Raw genomic sequence first — 16298 nt, forward strand, 5'->3', positions numbered from 1 at the left:
CTGGTGGCGCACCGAGCCCGTACCACTACCGCACGTCACCACCAGGAGGCGCGGCATGGCCCGCACCACCCCGCACGACCACCCGCCGGCCGAGGAAGAGCCCTTGTACCGGCGGATCGCGACGCAGTTGCTCGGCGAAGTGCGCGGCGGCCGCATCCCGCCCGGTGAACGGCTGCCGGGCGAGCGGCGGCCGGCCGGGCACTTCGGGGTCAGCCGGGAGACCGTACGGCAGGCGCTGGAGCTGCTGCGCCGTGAGGGTCTGGTCGCCACCGACCGGCGCGGCAGCCACGCCACCCTGCCCGGCCTGCCGGTGGAGACCCCGGCTTCGCTCGCCTTCCCCGTCGGCGCGGCGGCCGCCGCTCCGGGCACGGTCGCCCGCGCCACCGTCACCCGGGGGCCGCCCCCGCCGGGCCACGCCGAGGCCCTGGCGCTGGCCCCGGGCCGGCCCACCCTCGTCCACAACTACCGGTACGCCACCGCCGACGGGCTCGGACTGCGGACCGCCGTGACGTCGTTCTCGGCCGTGGCACCGGCGGAGGTGGAGGAGCTGGCCCTCCCCTGCTGCCTGAACGGCGTGGGCGGTGCCCCCATCCGCGACCGTGCCGACGGCACCGCCGACGCGCACAGTACGCGCGTCCGCTGGAGAGCACGGACCTCGTCGTGGACGCCCAACAGGACGCGCTGGTCTACGAGTTCACCCTGCCGGGCCGGGCCGACCAGCCCGGCACCCGGGCCACGACGAGCCGTACCCGGGGGCTGCCGTCCCCTCGCGGTCCGAACTCCGGCAGGGCGTGGAGGTCCACCCGGAAGCCGGCGCGTGCCAGCTCGCGCTGTACGTCCCCGAAGCGGAACGCGCGGTAGTACATGACGAACGGAGGCCTCCACAGTGCGTTGCGCACCCGCATCACCGTGTCGAAGCCGAGCAGCATCCAGTAGCCGAGCGAGCCCGGGCGGGGCGGCGCGACCAGCGGAAACGCGAAGCAGCCGCCCGGCCGCAGGACCGAGCGGACCTGTGCGAACAGGGCGGGAAGTTCACGGGGCAGGAAGTGTCCGAAGGCCCCGAAGCTGACCACCAGGTCGAAGGCGGGCGCGAAGGGCAGGGCGCGGGCGTCCGCCCTGACCCAGGAGACCGGCGGCCCCGCGGGCCTGACCTGCTCCCGAGCGATGTCGAGCATGCCCGCGCTGAAGTCCACGCCGGTGACCCGCTCCCGGCACACCCCCGCCAGCACACCGACGCCCGCGCCGGTGCCGCAGCACAGGTCGAGGCCGGTGCCGAAAGGTCCCATGCTCCGGAGTGCCGACCCGACGGCGGCGAGGACCGCGTCGGGTGTCCGGAAGGGCGTGTGGTCGAACTTCGGCGCGAGGAGGTCGTAGCCGCGCTCGACGGACGACAGCGCCTGGACGGCGAGCTCGCGCAGCGTGGGACCTTCGGGGCTGAACATCGGCTCAGCCTAGGGGAGCTCGCTGCTTCAGGACCGTGAGTACGCGTTCGCACCAGCGGAGGTTCTCCTCCTCGAGGCCGATGCCTCCCATCAGGGTGAGGTACGGGCCTACGCGGTCGGTCTCCCGCAGGTACTCCTCCTCGCTGCGGCCGGCCAGCAGGCGCTCACGGACGCGCCGGTAGCGGGCGAGCTTGCCGCGGGCCCACGTCTCGCGCTCCTCGACCAGCGCGCGCGTGGCCTCGGGGTCCGCGCCGTCCATGGCCTGGATCTTGATGAGGAGTTCGTCCCGGATGGCGGTCGGCCGCCGGGGCGGTGTGGCGGCGAACGTGCGCAGATCCGCACGGCCCGCCTCGGTGAGCGTGAACATCCGCTTGTCGGGCCGCCGTTCCTGGCGTACGACCCTGGCCTCGATCTGCCCGTCCTGCGCGAGGCGCTCCAGTTCCCGGTAGAGCTGCTGCGGCGTCGATGCCCAGAAGTTCGCGAGCGACACGTCGAACACCTTGGAGAGCTCGTAGCCCGAGGCCTCCCCTTCCAGCAGGGCGGCCAGAACGGCGTGCTTCAGAGACATGTGGACACGGTAGCAGCAGTTGACTAATCTCATCCGCACCTACTCAACTAATTTACTAAGGCAGGTTCGATGCGTGCATTCCGCGAGGCCATCGAGGCAGACGACCTCGACGCCGCCGAGGCGCTCCTGGCGCCGGACGTCGTGTTCACCAGCCCGGTCGTGTTCAAGCCGTACGCCGGGAAGGCGATCACGGCGGCGATCCTGCGCGCCGTCTCCGGCGTCTTCGAGGACTTCCGCTACGTACGAGAGATCAACGACGCGGACGGCGGCGACCACGCCCTCGTCTTCACGGCGCGGGTGGGCGACCGGGAGATCAGCGGCTGCGACTTCATCCACGTCGACGAGGACGGCCTGATCGACGAATTCACCGTGATGGTGCGCCCGTTGTCGGGGGCGCAGGCCCTCGCGGCGGCCATGGGCGCACAGTTCGAGCGGATCGCCGAGGAGGCGCGAGCACGCTCGGTGTGAGCAACTCGTCTGGTTGGATGGCCCCATGACGTCTGCCGAGCACGACGCGCTGATGCGGGCCAACCAGGCCAACTGGGACGCCCGCACGCCCGTCCATCTCGCCAGCCGGTTCTACGGTCTCGACCAGGACCTCGACCCCGAGCGCTGGTTCGCCCCCTTCGAGTGGGAGGACCTCGGCGAGCTGGCCGGGCGTGACGTGCTGCACCTGCAGTGTCACCTCGGCACGGAGACGATCGCCTTGGCCCGGCGCGGAGCCCGTGCGGTCGGCCTCGATTTCTCGGAGGCGTCGGTGGCGGCCGCGTCCGGCATCGCCGCGAAGGCCGGCGCGGACGTGACGTACGTACAGGCGAACGTGTACGACGCCGTCGAGGCCCTGGACGGGCGGCAGTTCGACGTCGTGTACACCGGCAAGGGCGCCCTGTGCTATCTGCCCGACCTGGACCGATGGGCGGAGATCGTCGGCCGGCTCCTGCGGCCGGGCGGCCGGTTGTACGTCGTCGAGTTCCATCCCCTGCTCAACTCCCTCGGCCCGAAGCCCGCTCCGGGCGAAGGCCCCGAGCTGCTGCTGCGCCATGACTACCTGAGCGGCGGCGGTCCGGTGCGCCGGGACGCGACCCGCACCTACACGGACGGCCCGGCCGTCGAGGGCGCCACGGACAGTTACGAGTGGATGCACGGAATGGGCGAGGTCGTCAACGCGTTGACCGGGGCGGGACTCACCGTGCGACGGCTGCGGGAAGGCGACGAACTTCCCTGGCCGCGCTGGCCGCAGATGGTCCGTACGGAGTCCGGCTGGTGGCGGCTGCCCGAGCCGCGGATCCCCCTGCTGTACGGGCTGCTGGCCGGCCGCTGAAGCGGCTGAGGCACATTTCACTCCCCCGGCATCGCGTCCGGTGGTAGAGTGCGAACAGCACTCGTGCACGCCCGGGTTTCGGGCGCCGGTGCCAGTTCATTTCTTCTCTTTCTTTCTTCACTTTCCAGCACCACCTCGCTGAGCAGGACGTTCTTCGTCGCAGCCGGTGCTGTGCTGTTCCGCCGCCCGGAGGCGTGCCCAAGGCCCTCCCTTCGCGGCTCTCTCCCCTTTCCCTTCGCACGTCCCATGCCTTCCGTCCGTGAAAGGACACACCGCCATGACCACCACACTGGAAAACCCCCCCGTCCAGCAGCAGCCCCGGGCCCAGACCGCCCAGACCGCGACCGGCGTCCTCGACATCGACGCGGCCGGAAAGGGGCATCTGCGCGGCGAGGACTACCTGCCCACACCGGCCGACCCTCCGGTCTCCCCCGCGCTGATCCGCCGGTACGGCCTGCGCAAGGGCGACGTCGTCGAGGGCGTGCGCGGCGACCGGCGCGGCCTGACCGAGGTCGTACGGGTCGACGGCCGCGATCCCGGGGAGCTGCGCGGCCGGCGTCACTTCCGGGACCTGACACCGCTGCATCCGCACGAGCGGCTGCGGCTGGAGCACCCGGCCGCCGGACTGGCCGGACGGGTCGTCGACCTGGTCGCGCCGGTCGGCAGGGGCCAGCGCGGGCTCCTGGTGGCCCCGCCCAAGACCGGCAAGACCGTCCTCCTGCAGCAGCTCGCGGCCGCCGTCTCCGGCAACCATCCCGAGAGCCGGCTGATGATGCTGCTGCTCGACGAGCGGCCCGAGGAGGTCACCGACATGCAGCGCTGTGTGCGGGGCGAGGTGTACGCCTCGACCTTCGACCGCAGTGCCAAGCAGCACATCGCGCTCGCCGACCTCGTGATCGAACGGGCCAAGCGGCTCGTCGAGGCCGGTGAGGACGTCGTCGTCCTCCTCGACTCGCTGACCCGGCTGTGCCGGGCGCACAACAACGCGGCCGCGTCCGGTGGCCGCATCCTCACCGGGGGCGTCGACGCGTCCGCGCTGACCGGCCCCAAGCGGTTCTTCGGCGCCGCCCGGGCCGCCGAGGAGGGCGGCTCCCTCACGATCCTCGCCACCGCCCTGGTGGAGACCGGCTCCCGGGCCGACGACTTCTACTTCGAGGAGCTGAAGAGCACCGGCAACATGGAGCTGCGCCTGAGCCGCGAGCCGGCGTCCCGTCGTGTGTTCCCGGCCGTCGACATCACCCCCTCCGGCACCCGCCGTGAGGAACTCCTGCTGCCCCCGGCCGAGTTGGCGGCCATGCACGGCCTGCGGCGCGTGCTGCAGAACCGGGACGGCCAGGGCGCTCTGGAGACCCTCCTGGAGCGGATGCGCGAGACACCGGACAACGCGACGTTCCTGCGGCGCGTCCAGCCGACCCTGCCCTCGGGCTGACGGAGCCCGCCCACCCCCTGTCAGGACGCCACCGGTGTGGCATCCGGGTGCTCGCGGACGCTGTTCGGCCCGGTCGTCGCCGTGCAGAGCACATCCGTTTCTACGTTAATCATATGATCCTCGGATTCTCTTTCCGGATGGCCGTATCGGCCGGTGTGCTCTGTGCGGTGGGGCTCCTGGCGGTGGTGCCCGCTGCGGCGGACGTCTCCGGCAGGGCGGAGCCCAGTGCGCCGGCCGGGCCGAGGGCTGCGGCCTCGCACCCCTCGCTGCTGCACCGCCCCGGTACCCATGTCCGCCCGCGAGCCGGGGCGCTCCGTCTGCCGGAGGTCTCCGCCCTGTCGTGGCTGGTGGCCGACGCCCGCAGCGGCAAGGTGCTCGCCGCCCACAACGCGCATCGCAGGCTGCCCCCGGCCAGCACCCTGAAGACCCTGTTCGCCCTCACGGTGCTGCCCGCGCTGCCGGGGCGCGTCCGTCACACGGTCCGTGCGGAGGAACTCCGGGGCGTCGGTGCCGGCAGCAGCCTCGTCGGGGTCGCGGAGGGCCGTACCTACCGGGTCGCGGACCTCTGGCGCGGTGTCTTCCTCAACTCCGGCAACGACGCCGTGCACGTCCTGGCCGAACTGAACGGCGGCTGGCGGGCCACGGCCCGGCGGATGCAGGCCGAGGCCCGCTCCCTGGGCGCCCACGACACGCGCGTGCTGTCGCCGGACGGCTACGACACGCCGGGCCAGGTGTCGTCGGCGTTCGACCTGGCGATCTTCGGCCGGGTGGGGCTGCGCAACCCCGACTTCGCCCGGTACTGCGCCACGGTCGAGGCCAGATTCCCGGGCGGCGGAGGCTGGTCGTACGCCATCCGCAACACCAACCGGCTGCTGAGCGGCACCCGTGGTGTGAAGCCGTACCGAGGGCTGATCGGCATCAAGAACGGCTACACCAGCAAGGCGGGCAGCACGCTCGTCGCGGCGGCGCGCCGGGGCGGGCGCACCCTCGTCGTGACGGTGATGAACCCGCAGGCGGGCGGCGGGGCCGCCGTCTACGAGGAGGCACGCTCGCTGCTCGACTGGGGATTCCGGTCAGCCTCGAGGGTCGAACCGGTGGGCTCGCTCGAGACCTCGCGGGCCCCCGCGCGGCCGGGAGCGACGACGCTGCCCGCGGCCGCCGCCGCGGCCGTGCCGGCAGAACCCGCCTCCGCCTGGACCGAGGCAGGACTGGTCGTGGGCGCCGTCGGGCTGGGCGCGGCGGTCGTGGTGCTGGTCCTGCGGCTCCCGGTCCGCCGGTCCGAAGGGAGTTGACCGACCGGCAGCCACAGGAGCAGGCCCAGGGTGATCCAGGCGTAGGTGTTGCTGCCCAGGAACCCGTCGACGCCGGACGCGTCGTCGAACCACAGCCACACCACGCTCGTGCACAGCGCCGCGTACAGGGCGCCCGCGATCCGCGGGTGCCCGGTACGGACCAGCACGGCGAAGGACGGCAGCAGCCACACCAGATGGTGCACCCAGGTGATCGGGCTGACGAGACAGGCGGTGAGGCCGGTCAGGGCGAACGCGGCCGTCCAGTCCCCCGCGGCGACCGCCCGCCGCACCCGCAGCGCCCACACGCCGAGGATCAGCAGGACCGCCGCCGCCCACACCGCCCGGTCCGGTTCGCCCAGCCGGGCCAGGATGCCCTGCACCGACTGGTTCGAGACGTAGCCGAGGCGCCCGACACGGCTGGTGTCCCACAGCGCGTCGGTCCAGTAGAAGCGCGAGGCGTCCATGTCGACCCAGGCAGCGAGGGCCGTGGCCCCGAGGGCGACGGCCGTGGCGAGAGCCGCCGCGCGCCACCGCCGGGCCACCAGCAGCAGCCCGATGAACAGCGCCGGAGTGAGCTTGATCGCGGCCGCGAGCCCGATGCCGATGCCCGCGAGGCGTCCGCGTCCGGTGGCGAGCAGCGCGGCGTCGGTGAGCACGAGAGCCAGCAGGAGCAGATTGACCTGACCGAAGCTGAAGGTGTCGCGCAGCGGTTCGAACAGTGCGAGCAGGCAGGCGATCAGGGCCCAGCCGTACCAGCCGTGGCGCCGCCATTCGGGGCCGGTGAGCAGGCGCAGGATCACGGCCAGGGCCGCCAGGTTGAGCAGCAGGGCGGCGGCGATCGCGGTGCGCAGGTCCAGCAGGGCCATCGGCAGCATGGCGACCGCGGCGAACGGCGGGTAGGTGAAGCCGTACGTCGTGCCGGGCACCCGGTAGTCGTAGATCCGGCCGCCGTGATGGACCCAGGTGTCGATGCTGCCGTAGTAGACGCGCAGGTCGAACCAGTCGCGCAGCAGGGGCACGGTGGCGGTGAAGACGGTCACCACCGTGGCCAGGGCGAGCAGGAGCAGCAGCCGTCCGCGGTCGGTGCGCGGCAGGGCCGGGGTCATGCCGCGCGTCCCAGCGCCGGGGCGAGTTCGGCCTGGCGGGCCTGCCACAGCACGACGACCGCGAGTGCGCCGCCGGAGACGGCGAGGACGAGTTGCCCCGTGTCCGCCGCGCCGCCGCTGGGCAGGACGCAGAGCGCGAGCACACCGGTCACGGCCGCCGTGCGGTGGCGTACGGAAGTACTGGGCGTGGCGGCGGCGATGAGGAACAGGCCCCACAGGGCGTACCAGGGGCGGATCGCCGGGCCGAGGGCGGCCACCGCCGCGAGGCTCAGGCCCAGGGCGTAGACCGGTCGTGGGCGCAGCCGGAGCCAGATCAGCGCGATCGCGACCACGGCCGCCGCGATACCGAGCGCGTGCCAGGCGGGGATCGCCAGGGGCGCGAGATCGCTGCCCAGATGTTCCAGCAGGGCCCGGGTGGCGCGGCCGAGCAGGGTGGTCAGGGCCCAGTTCTGGGGTGAGACGGGGGTGTTCAGGGCGCCTATCCAGCCGTATCCGGTGCCGGCCACGGCCGTGGCGGCGACCGTCGTGCCCGTGGCCGCGACGGTGGTGGTCAGGAGCGCCTTCACCGGACTGCGGCCCGCGCGGACCTGGAGGACGAGGACGGCGGCAAGGCCGAGCGCGGCGGGCGCCTTGACCAGGGCGGCGAGCGTGACGAGGACGGCGCCGAGGACCGGCCACCGGCCGAGCGCCGCCACCAGGCCGACGCCGAGCAGGCCGAGCATGACGGCGTCGTTGTGGGCGCCGGCGACCAGGTGCAGCAGGACGAGCGGGTTGAGGGCGCCCAGCCACAGCGCGGCGGACGGGTCGGCGCCGCTGTGGCGGGCGAGCCGGGGCAGTGCGGCCGCCATCAGGGCTACGCCGGCGAGCGCGACGAGCCGCATCCCGAACAGCCCGGCGGGCAGTTCCCCTCGGGTCAGACCGGACAGGGCCGCCGCGACGGCGAGGAACACCGGGCCGTACGGGGCTCCGGTGTGCCGCCAGAGAGGGGCGACCTCGTCGGCGAGCGGCCCGCCGAGCTGGGACGGCCCGTGCGCGTAGACGTCCATGTGGGCGTCGACCATCGCCCCCTGGGCGAGGTAGCTGTAGACGTCCCGGCTGAACAGCGGCGGGGCGAGCAGCAAAGGTGCCGCCCAGACGGCGAGGACGAGCAGCAGGGCACGGGGAGTGGGCGGCCGGGGCCCGCGCACCAGCCGGCCCAGCAGCGCCCAGGCCGCGATCAGCAGGACGACGCCGAAGTACACACCGACCAGACCGAGGGCCGCGCCGGCGGAGGCGGGGTGGAGGAGGTCCCGTACGGGCAGGGCGCCGGCCGTCTCACCGCCCGCCGCGAGGAAGGCGGTACCGGCCAGACCGAGTATCTGGCAGCGGCGGAGATCGACGGGGAAAGCCATGGCCAACACTCAGTCAGGGTGTCGACGTCGGGTGGCCGGAAGCTGACGAGGTCTGTTCCGGGAGGAAGCGGCAGTGTGACCGGCCGGTGATCAGGTGCCGGCCGGTGGGGCTCGGCGCGCAGCGCGCCCCTGAAGGAACGTTCGACAATCGCGTTCAGAACACCGACAGGCCCGTCAGCGTCGTGAATCGGTCGAGGGCCGCCACACCCGCCACCGAATTGCCCCGTTCGTCCAGACCCGGGCTCCACACGCACAGCGTGCAGCGGCCCGGGACGACGGCGATGATGCCGCCGCCCACGCCGCTCTTGCCGGGCAGCCCGACACGGTAGGCGAAGTCGCCCGCCGCGTCGTACGTGCCGCAGGTCAGCATGATCGCGTTGATCTGTTTGGCCTGGCTGCGGGTGAGCAGTCGGGTTCCGTCGGCGCGGACACCGTGGCGGGCCAGGAAGGTCGTGGCCAGGGCGAGGTCGGCGCAGGACGCGGTGATCGAGCACTGCCGGAAGTACTCGTCGAGCAGGACCGGCACCGGGTTGTCGATGTTGCCGTAGGCGGCCATGAAGTGGCCGAGGGCTGCGTTTCGGTCGCCGTGGGCCGTCTCGGAGGCGGCGACCTCCTCGTCGAAGGCCAGGCCGGGGTTGCCGCTCTCCGCCCGCAGGAACGCCAGCAGTTCGCCCGAGGCGTCGCCGGTACGGGTGTGCAGCCGGTCGGTGACGACGAGGGCACCCGCGTTGATGAACGGGTTGCGCGGGATGCCGTTCTCGTACTCCAACTGGACGAGGGAGTTGAAGGGGTTGCCGGAGGGCTCGCGGCCCACGTGTTCCCACAGGGCGTCGCCCTCGCGGGCCAGATCGAGGGCGAGGGTGAAGACCTTGGTGAGGGACTGCGCGGAGAACGTCTCCCGCCAGTCCCCCACCCCGTACACCGTGCCGTCGGGTTCGGCGACGGCCATGCCGAACCGGCGCGGGTCGCGGGCCGCGAGCGCCGGAATGTAGTCGGCGGGCCGGCCGCGGCCGGGGGTCCGCTCGATCTCCTCGGCGATGCGCTCCAGGACCGGCTGGAAGGTCGTCGACGATGTCATGATCACCATTCTCTCCCCCCGGCCGGTCCCGTGCCGGTTCCGTGCCGGTCCCGGTGCGCTCGGCAGCGTCAGGCCGTCGGAGCCGGGCCGCTTCCCGCCAGGACCTCCGGGCGCAGCAGGCCGGCGAGTGTCTCGGCGGGCAGCAGGCCCTTCTCCAGGACGAGTTCGGCCACGCCCCGGCCGGAGGCGAGGGCCTCCTTGGCTATGTCGGTGGCCGCCGTGTAGCCGATGTGCGGGTTGAGGGCGGTGACCAGGCCGATGGAGTTCTCCACGGTGGCGCGCAGCGCCTCGGTGTTGGCGGTGATGCCGGCCACGCAGCGTTCGGCGAGCGTGAGGCAGGCCGCGCGCAGATGGGTGATGGACTCCGACAGGGAGTGCAGGATGATCGGCTCGAAGGCGTTGAGCTGGAGCTGTCCGGCTTCGGCGGCCATGGTGATGGTGACGTCGTTGCCGATCACCTCGAAGGCGACCTGGTTGACGACCTCGGGGATCACCGGGTTGACCTTGCCGGGCATGATGGACGAACCGGCCTGCACCGGCGGCAGGTTGATCTCGTTGAGGCCGGCGCGCGGGCCGGAGGACAGCAGCCGCAGGTCGTTGCAGCTCTTGGAGAGCTTGACCGCGATGCGCTTGAGCACGCCCGACATCTGGACGAAGGCGCCGCAGTCCTGAGTCGCCTCGACCAGGTTGGCCGCGGTCACCAGCGGCAGGCCGGTGAGAGCCGCGAGGTGGCGGCGGGCCGACTCCGCGTATCCGGCGGGGGCATTGAGGCCGGTGCCGATCGCCGTGGCGCCGAGGTTGATCTCATGGATCAGCTCGACGGCCTCGGCGAGACGGGACCGGTCCTCGTCGATCATGACGGCGTACGCGGAGAATTCCTGGCCGAGCGTCATCGGGACGGCGTCCTGCAACTGTGTACGGCCCATCTTGAGCACGTCGTGGAACTCGACGGCCTTGCCGGCGAAGGTGTCCTGCAGGACGGACATCGCCGCGAGCAGCCCGCGCACCGCGAACACCGTGGCGATCTTGACGGCGGTCGGGTAGACGTCATTGGTGGACTGGCCGAGGTTGACGTCCTCGTTCGGGTGCAGGTGCTGATACTCGCCCTTGGCGTGGCCCAGCAGTTCCAGCGCCCGGTTGGCCACGACCTCGTTGGCGTTCATGTTGGTGGACGTGCCGGCGCCGCCCTGGACGACGTCGACCACGAACTGGTCGTGCAGCTCGCCGTCCCGGATCTCGCGGCAAGCCGCGACAATGGCGGCGGCCTTCTTCGGGTCCAGCAGGCCGAGTTCCTCGTTGGCGAGGGCGGCGGCCTCCTTCACGGCGGCGAGGGCGTCGATCAGATGCGGGTAGGCGGAGATGGGCGTACCCGTGATGGGGAAGTTCTCCGTGGCGCGCAGGGTGTGGACACCCCAGTAGGCGTCGGCGGGCACCTCACGGTCGCCGAGCAGATCGTGTTCGGAGCGGGTGACGGCGGTCATGAGAGTGCGGGTCCTCTTTCTGAGGGGTGAGGGTGAGTCGCGCCCCAAAGGGGCGCGGGGAACTGCGCGATCGACCACGAACGGCCCGCGGACCGGCTACCACCCGCAGTCCCCCATCGGTTCGGCGCGGTTACACGCACGCCGTGGACGGAACCGGATCCAGTGCACGCACCGGCCGCACACAGCCCACCGGTTCGCCACCGCCGAGCAGCGACTCGCCCGCGAACTCCGTGAGCAGCTCCGGGTCGACGCCCACCCGGGCCAACGCGGCGGCAGCCACCGGCACACGCGCCCGGTTCGCGCCATCAGAGATCTTCACGGCCACGGCCCGCCCGTCGGGCAGCGCAGCGACCTGCACACCCTCGAAGCCGTCCTTGGTGAGCAGCCCGGGCACGGCCCGCATCAGCGCGGCGACGTCCCGGCCGGAACCGGAGGCCATCTCGGCGTGCTCGCGCATCGCGTCGGCCACCCGTGCCTCGGGCGTGCCCGGCACCGCGGTGGTGATGCGGGCGGTGGCGCGGGCGAGGCCGTGCAGGGAGATGGAGAACAGGGGCGCGCCGCAGCCGTCGACGGTCACCCGGGCGATGCGCTGCCCGGTGAGGTCCTCGACGATCTCGGCGATGGCCTGCTGGAGCGGGTGGCCCGGGTCGAGGTAGTCCTCCAGGGACCAGCCGTTGAGCATGCAGGTGTAGAGCATGGCCGCGTGCTTGCCGGAGCAGTTCTGCGCGAGCCGTGAGGGCATCCGGCCCTCACGCACCCACGCGTCCCGGACGACCGGGTCGTACGGCAGGTCCGGGACGTTGCGCAGCCGGCCCTCGGTGAGCCCGGCGACTTCGAGGATGCGCCGGGAGCCGGCGAGGTGGCGTTCCTCGCCGGAGTGGCTGGCCGCGGTCAGCGACAGCAGCTCGCCGTCGAGCGGGAGCCCGGCCCGCGCCATGGCCACGGCCTGGAGGGGCTTGAGCGCGGAGCGCGGGTAGAAGGCGGCCTCGATGTCGCCGAGCTGGAGCTGTACGTCTCCGTCGGCGCCGAGGACGACGACGGAGCCGTAGTGGATGCCTTCGACGATCCCACCGCGGATGAGGTGGGCGACGGGGGCGTGGACGGGTTCACGGACAAGGGGTGCGTCCGCTGGGGAACTGCTGTACATCACTGCCTGCTTCTCGGGGAGCGACGCGTCGGTCACGCGTCGGCTCCGTTGGTGGACATGCGTGCGACACGGCCGCGGATGCCGAACCATCCGACGACCAGTGCTCCGACGATCAGCGGCAGGCACAGCACGGTGGTGCGTCCCGCCCCGCCGTCGGCGTACATGAGGACCAGGACGGAGGCGAGGAACACCAGCGTCACGATCTCGGTCCAGGGGGAGCCCGGGAGCCGGTAGTCCGGGCGGGTCAACTCGCCCTTCTGGGTCTTCTGCCAGAAGAGGAGGTGACAGATCATGATCAGGCCCCAGGTGGCGAGGATGCCGATCGCGGCGAAGTTCAGCACGATCTCGAACGCCTTGGCAGGGACGACGAAGTTGAGGCCGACGCCCAGGACACAGATGCCGCTGGTGAGCAGGATGCCGCCGTAGGGGACCTGGCTGCGGCTCATCACGGAGGTGAACTTGGGCGCGGATCCGGCCATGGCCATGGAGCGCAGGATGCGGCCGGTGGAGTACAGGCCGGAGTTGAGGGAGGACATCGCGGCGGTGAGGACGACGAGGTTCATCACGTCGCCTGCCGCCGGGATGCCGATGTTGCCCAGCACGGTCACGAAGGGGCTCTCGCCGGCGGTGTACTTGTTCCACGGCAGCAGCATCGAGAGCAGGACGACCGAGCCGACGTAGAACAGGCCGACGCGCCACATGATCGAGTTGATCGCCTTCGGCATGATCTTCTCGGGGTTCTCGGTCTCACCGGCGGCGACGCCGACCAGTTCGACGGAGGCGTAGGCGAAGACGACGCCCTGGATGATCAGCAGCATGGGCAGCAGGCCGTGCGGGAAGACGCCGCCGCTGTCGCTGATGAGGGACGGGCCGGGGCTGTGGCCGTCGACGGGGTGCTGGGTGACCAGCAGGAAGATGCCGATGCACATGAAGACGACGAGCGCGCCGACCTTGATGATCGCGAACCAGAACTCCAGCTCACCGAAGATCTTCACCGAGATCAGGTTCACCGTGAGCACCACGGCCAGCGCGATGAGCGCGATCACCCACTGCGGTATGTCGGAGAACATGCCCCAGTAGTGGGTGTAGGTGGCGACGGCGGTGATGTCGGCGATGCCGGTGGTCGCCCAGTTGAGGAAGTACATCCAGCCCGCGGTGTAGGCGCCCTTCTCCCCCATGAACTCACGGGCGTACGACACGAAGGCGCCGGAGGAGGGCCGGTACAGCACGAGTTCGCCCAGGGCGCGCACGACGAGGAAGGCGAAGAGGCCGCAGACCGCGTAGGCGATGAAGAGGGAGGGGCCGGCGTCGGCGAGGCGGCCGCCGGCACCGAGGAACAGGCCGGTGCCGATGGCACCGCCGATGGCGATCATGTTGACGTGCCGGGACTTCAGGGACTTGCTGTAGCCGGCGTCTCCGGCATCGACATGGCCGGAACGTTTCTGCACTCCTTCGTGCAGGGACTGCTCGCTCACGCCTCGGTTCCGCCTTCCGTGGGGGTGTCCGTGCGCGGGGAACGCACGATGTCGGTGAGGGTCGTCTCGACACGGTCGAGGTGGTGGGCCATGGCCTCCACCGCGTCGTTCTCGGAACCGTCGATCAGCGCCTCGACGATCGCGCGGTGCTCGCGGTTGGACTGCTCGCGACGGCCGCCCAGCTCGTTGAGGAAGGCGGACTGGCGGGCCAGCGCGTCCCGGATCTCCTCGATGACCCGGCGGAAGACCGGGTTCTGGGCGGCCTCGGCCACGGCGAGATGGAACAGCGTGTCCATGGCGACCCACGCGGTGGTGTCCGTCTCCTTTTCCATCCGGTCGAGGATGTGAGCCAGGTGGTCGAGGTTCTCCGGGGTACGGCGCCGGGCCGCGTACCCGGCGACCGGGATCTCGACGTGGCGGCGCACCTCCAGCAGGTCGCTCGCCGCGTAGTCGCCGAAGGTGGGGTCCTCGACGGTGCTGGCGACGACGAAGGTGCCCTTGCCGGTCCTGGACACGGTCAGGCCCATGGTCTGCAGGGCCCGCAGGGCCTCGCGGAGCACGGGCCTGGAGACCTCCAGGGTGCGGCACAGCTCCGCCTCGGAGGGGAGCTTGTCGCCGATGGCGTACTCGCCTCGTTCGATGGCGTCGCGCAGGTGCGCCAGCACCGCTTCCATGGCACTGACGCGACGCACGGGCTGTCCGGCTGTCCGGCTGTCTGACAGGTTCACGGTGGTGATCCTGCGGGGCGCGGGAGGCACCTGTCAAGAGGCCGAAAAGAAACGTTCAGAGGGCCGGAAGCCTGCGTTCAGGCTCCCGGCCCCTCTCCCGTGCGGACGGACAGTCGTGCTCGTGCGAGCGGTCAGCTGCTGATCACACCTGCTCCGAGCAGGCCGAACAGCAGCACCCCCACGACGATCCGGTAGATCACGAAGGCGTTGAAGGAGTGCTTGGCGACGAACTTCAGCAGCCAGGCGATGGAGGCGTACGCCACGACGAAGGACACGAGCGTGCCGACCGCGAGCGGGGCCGCGCCCACCCCGGTGCCCAGGGCGTCCTTGAGCTCGTAGAGCCCGGCGCCGGTCAGGGCGGGGATGCCCAGGAAGAAGGAGAGCCGGGTGGCGGCGACGCGGTCCAGGTCGAGGATCAGCGCGGTGGACATGGTGGCGCCGGAGCGGGAGAAGCCGGGGAAGAGCAGGGCGAGGATCTGGGAGCTGCCGACCAGCATGGCGTCCTTGAAGGAGGTGTCGTCCTCGCCGCGCTTGTGCCGGCCCATCTGGTCCGCCGCCCACATCACCCCGCTGCCGGCGATCAGCGAGCCCGCCACCACCCACAGCGAGGCGAGCGGGCCCTGGATGAGCGGCTTGGCGGCGAGTCCGACGGCGACGATCGGGATCGTGGCGCAGATGACCCACCAGGCGAACTTGTAGTCGTGGTGGTACCGCTCCTCGCGGTCGAACAGACCCCGCCACCAAGCGGAGACGATCCGGACGATGTCCTTGAAGAAGTACACGAGCACCGCGGCGATCGCGCCGACCTGGATGACGGCCGAGAACCCGACCACGGCGTGGTCGTCGACGGGGATGCCCATGAGCCCCTCGACGATCTTCAGATGGCCGGTGGAGGAGACGGGGAGGAACTCGGTCACCCCCTCGACGGCTCCGAGGACGACGGCCTGACCGACGCTGATGACGCTCATGGGATCCAGTTCTGCTCGGGGGGAGGCGGGAGCGGAGAGCACCGTCTTACTACACGCGGGCGAGAACTGATCTCATCCACGCGGCCCGCCTGTGCGCGGCTCACCCACCTGTGCGCGGCTCACATACGCGCGAGCGCGGCCCCCGCGAACGCCGCCCCGAGGCCGGCCGCCACACTCGCCGCCACATTGACGGCCGCCTGGAGACGGGCCCCCGTCTCCGCCAGCCGCAGCGTCTCGTAGGAGAACGTCGAGTACGTCGTCAGGGCCCCGCACAGACCGGTACCGAGCAGCAACTGGAGGTGCGAGACGGCACCGGTGAGCAGGCCGAGGACCAGGCAGCCGGAGACGTTCACCACGAAGGTGCCCCAGGGGAAGACGGAGTCGTGCCGGGACTGCACCGCGCGGTCGGTGAGATAGCGCAGCGGAGCGCCGACCATCGCGCCCCCGACGACCAGCAGCCAGTTCACAACGACTTCTTACCCTTCGAGTCGGTTCCGCCCGGGACGTTCTCGCGGCCCAAGTAGCGGATGACCTCGCAGTCGTCGAGCGTCACCAGTCCCTCGGTGACCAGTTCGTCGAGCTGGGGCAGGAAGGCCCGCACGCGCGGCTCGGTGTCGACGATCACGACGGCTACCGGCAGGTCCTCGCTCAGGGACAGCAGTCGCAAGGTGTGGATCAGGGAGGAGGCGCCGAAGCCCTCGACGCCGCGGAAGACGCTGGCGCCCGCGAGGCCCGCCGCATGGGCCCGGTGGACGATCTCCGAGTACAGGGGCCGGTGGTGCCAGGTGTCGTTCTCGCCGACGAAGACGGTCAGGCGCAGGGCCCTTCCGGTCAGTCTCGTCATGACTGCCTCCGGTTCAGGATGCGGCGGG

The 16298-nt window shown here is 71.5% G+C and carries 15 protein-coding genes and 2 pseudogenes; 5 read left to right on the top strand and 12 right to left on the bottom strand.

Annotated elements, in window-relative coordinates; translation table 11 throughout:
- Positions 1-55: 55 nt before the first annotated feature.
- Positions 56-705: pseudogene (locus ACFTZL_RS09965) on the top strand (winged helix-turn-helix domain-containing protein); the annotation flags it as partial.
- On the opposite strand, the gene ACFTZL_RS09970 reads toward ACFTZL_RS09965, so the two are convergent.
- Both ACFTZL_RS09970 and ACFTZL_RS09975 read right to left on the bottom strand, forming a co-directional pair.
- The gene (locus tag ACFTZL_RS09970) at positions 687-1442 is read right to left on the bottom strand and encodes a class I SAM-dependent methyltransferase (RefSeq protein ID WP_382580044.1); all 756 of its coding nucleotides are present in this window, start codon (positions 1440-1442) and stop codon (positions 687-689) included. The pseudogene ACFTZL_RS09965 and the gene ACFTZL_RS09970 sit on opposite strands and share 19 nt — an antisense overlap.
- A 4-nt stretch (positions 1443-1446) precedes the next feature.
- Positions 1447-2010 carry a PadR family transcriptional regulator gene (locus ACFTZL_RS09975; RefSeq protein WP_382580045.1) on the bottom strand — a complete coding sequence of 188 codons (564 nt, stop codon included), beginning with the start codon at positions 2008-2010 and terminating at the stop codon, positions 1447-1449.
- Positions 2011-2079: 69 nt separating this feature from the next.
- On the opposite strand from ACFTZL_RS09975, the gene ACFTZL_RS09980 reads away from it, so the two are divergent.
- The 4 genes and pseudogenes from ACFTZL_RS09980 to ACFTZL_RS09995 all read left to right on the top strand — a co-directional run.
- On the top strand, positions 2080-2478 hold the full coding sequence (locus ACFTZL_RS09980; RefSeq protein ID WP_382580046.1) for a nuclear transport factor 2 family protein: 399 nt from the start codon (positions 2080-2082) through the stop codon (positions 2476-2478).
- A 25-nt stretch (positions 2479-2503) separates the two neighbouring features.
- Positions 2504-3331, top strand: coding sequence for a class I SAM-dependent methyltransferase (locus ACFTZL_RS09985; protein ID WP_382580047.1), 828 nt, complete (start codon positions 2504-2506; stop codon positions 3329-3331).
- Between the two features lie 277 nt (positions 3332-3608).
- Positions 3609-4760, top strand: coding sequence for a transcription termination factor Rho (rho, locus tag ACFTZL_RS09990; protein ID WP_382580048.1), 1152 nt, complete (start codon positions 3609-3611; stop codon positions 4758-4760).
- A 137-nt stretch (positions 4761-4897) separates the two neighbouring features.
- A pseudogene (locus ACFTZL_RS09995) lies at positions 4898-5758 on the top strand (D-alanyl-D-alanine carboxypeptidase family protein); the annotation flags it as partial.
- A 35-nt stretch (positions 5759-5793) separates the two neighbouring features.
- On the opposite strand, the gene ACFTZL_RS10000 reads toward ACFTZL_RS09995, so the two are convergent.
- From ACFTZL_RS10000 to ACFTZL_RS10045, 10 genes are all read right to left on the bottom strand, one after another.
- Positions 5794-7158, bottom strand: coding sequence for a glycosyltransferase family 87 protein (locus ACFTZL_RS10000; protein WP_382580049.1), 1365 nt, complete (start codon positions 7156-7158; stop codon positions 5794-5796).
- The gene (mptB, locus tag ACFTZL_RS10005) at positions 7155-8549 is read right to left on the bottom strand and encodes a polyprenol phosphomannose-dependent alpha 1,6 mannosyltransferase MptB (RefSeq protein ID WP_382580050.1); all 1395 of its coding nucleotides are present in this window, start codon (positions 8547-8549) and stop codon (positions 7155-7157) included. Before mptB ends, ACFTZL_RS10000 begins: the two co-directional genes overlap by 4 nt.
- A 154-nt stretch (positions 8550-8703) precedes the next feature.
- A complete protein-coding gene (locus ACFTZL_RS10010; RefSeq protein ID WP_382580051.1) occupies positions 8704-9636 on the bottom strand; it encodes a glutaminase in 933 nt (310 codons plus the stop codon).
- Positions 9637-9695: 59 nt separating this feature from the next.
- Complete coding sequence (aspA, locus tag ACFTZL_RS10015) at positions 9696-11108, bottom strand: aspartate ammonia-lyase (protein ID WP_382580052.1); 1413 nt, start codon at positions 11106-11108, stop codon at positions 9696-9698.
- 130 nt (positions 11109-11238) lie between these two features.
- Positions 11239-12255 carry an asparaginase gene (locus ACFTZL_RS10020; protein ID WP_382580057.1) on the bottom strand — a complete coding sequence of 339 codons (1017 nt, stop codon included), beginning with the start codon at positions 12253-12255 and terminating at the stop codon, positions 11239-11241.
- A gap of 32 nt (positions 12256-12287) precedes the next feature.
- On the bottom strand, positions 12288-13730 hold the full coding sequence (locus tag ACFTZL_RS10025) for an amino acid permease (protein WP_382580053.1): 1443 nt from the start codon (positions 13728-13730) through the stop codon (positions 12288-12290).
- Complete coding sequence (locus tag ACFTZL_RS10030; protein ID WP_382580054.1) at positions 13727-14458, bottom strand: FadR/GntR family transcriptional regulator; 732 nt, start codon at positions 14456-14458, stop codon at positions 13727-13729. The genes ACFTZL_RS10025 and ACFTZL_RS10030 overlap by 4 nt, the downstream gene beginning before the upstream one ends.
- Before the next feature lie 131 nt (positions 14459-14589).
- Complete coding sequence (locus tag ACFTZL_RS10035) at positions 14590-15426, bottom strand: undecaprenyl-diphosphate phosphatase (protein WP_382580055.1); 837 nt, start codon at positions 15424-15426, stop codon at positions 14590-14592.
- A gap of 119 nt (positions 15427-15545) precedes the next feature.
- Positions 15546-15893 (bottom strand): fluoride efflux transporter FluC, encoded by a 348-nt coding sequence (locus ACFTZL_RS10040; protein WP_382580056.1) that lies wholly within the window; start codon positions 15891-15893, stop codon positions 15546-15548.
- Positions 15890-16270 (bottom strand): DUF190 domain-containing protein, encoded by a 381-nt coding sequence (locus tag ACFTZL_RS10045; RefSeq protein WP_382580058.1) that lies wholly within the window; start codon positions 16268-16270, stop codon positions 15890-15892. Before ACFTZL_RS10045 ends, ACFTZL_RS10040 begins: the two co-directional genes overlap by 4 nt.
- Positions 16271-16298: the final 28 nt, after the last annotated feature.

The organism is Streptomyces sp. NPDC056948, assembly GCF_042674225.1.
Classification (GTDB): domain Bacteria; phylum Actinomycetota; class Actinomycetes; order Streptomycetales; family Streptomycetaceae; genus Streptomyces; species Streptomyces purpurascens.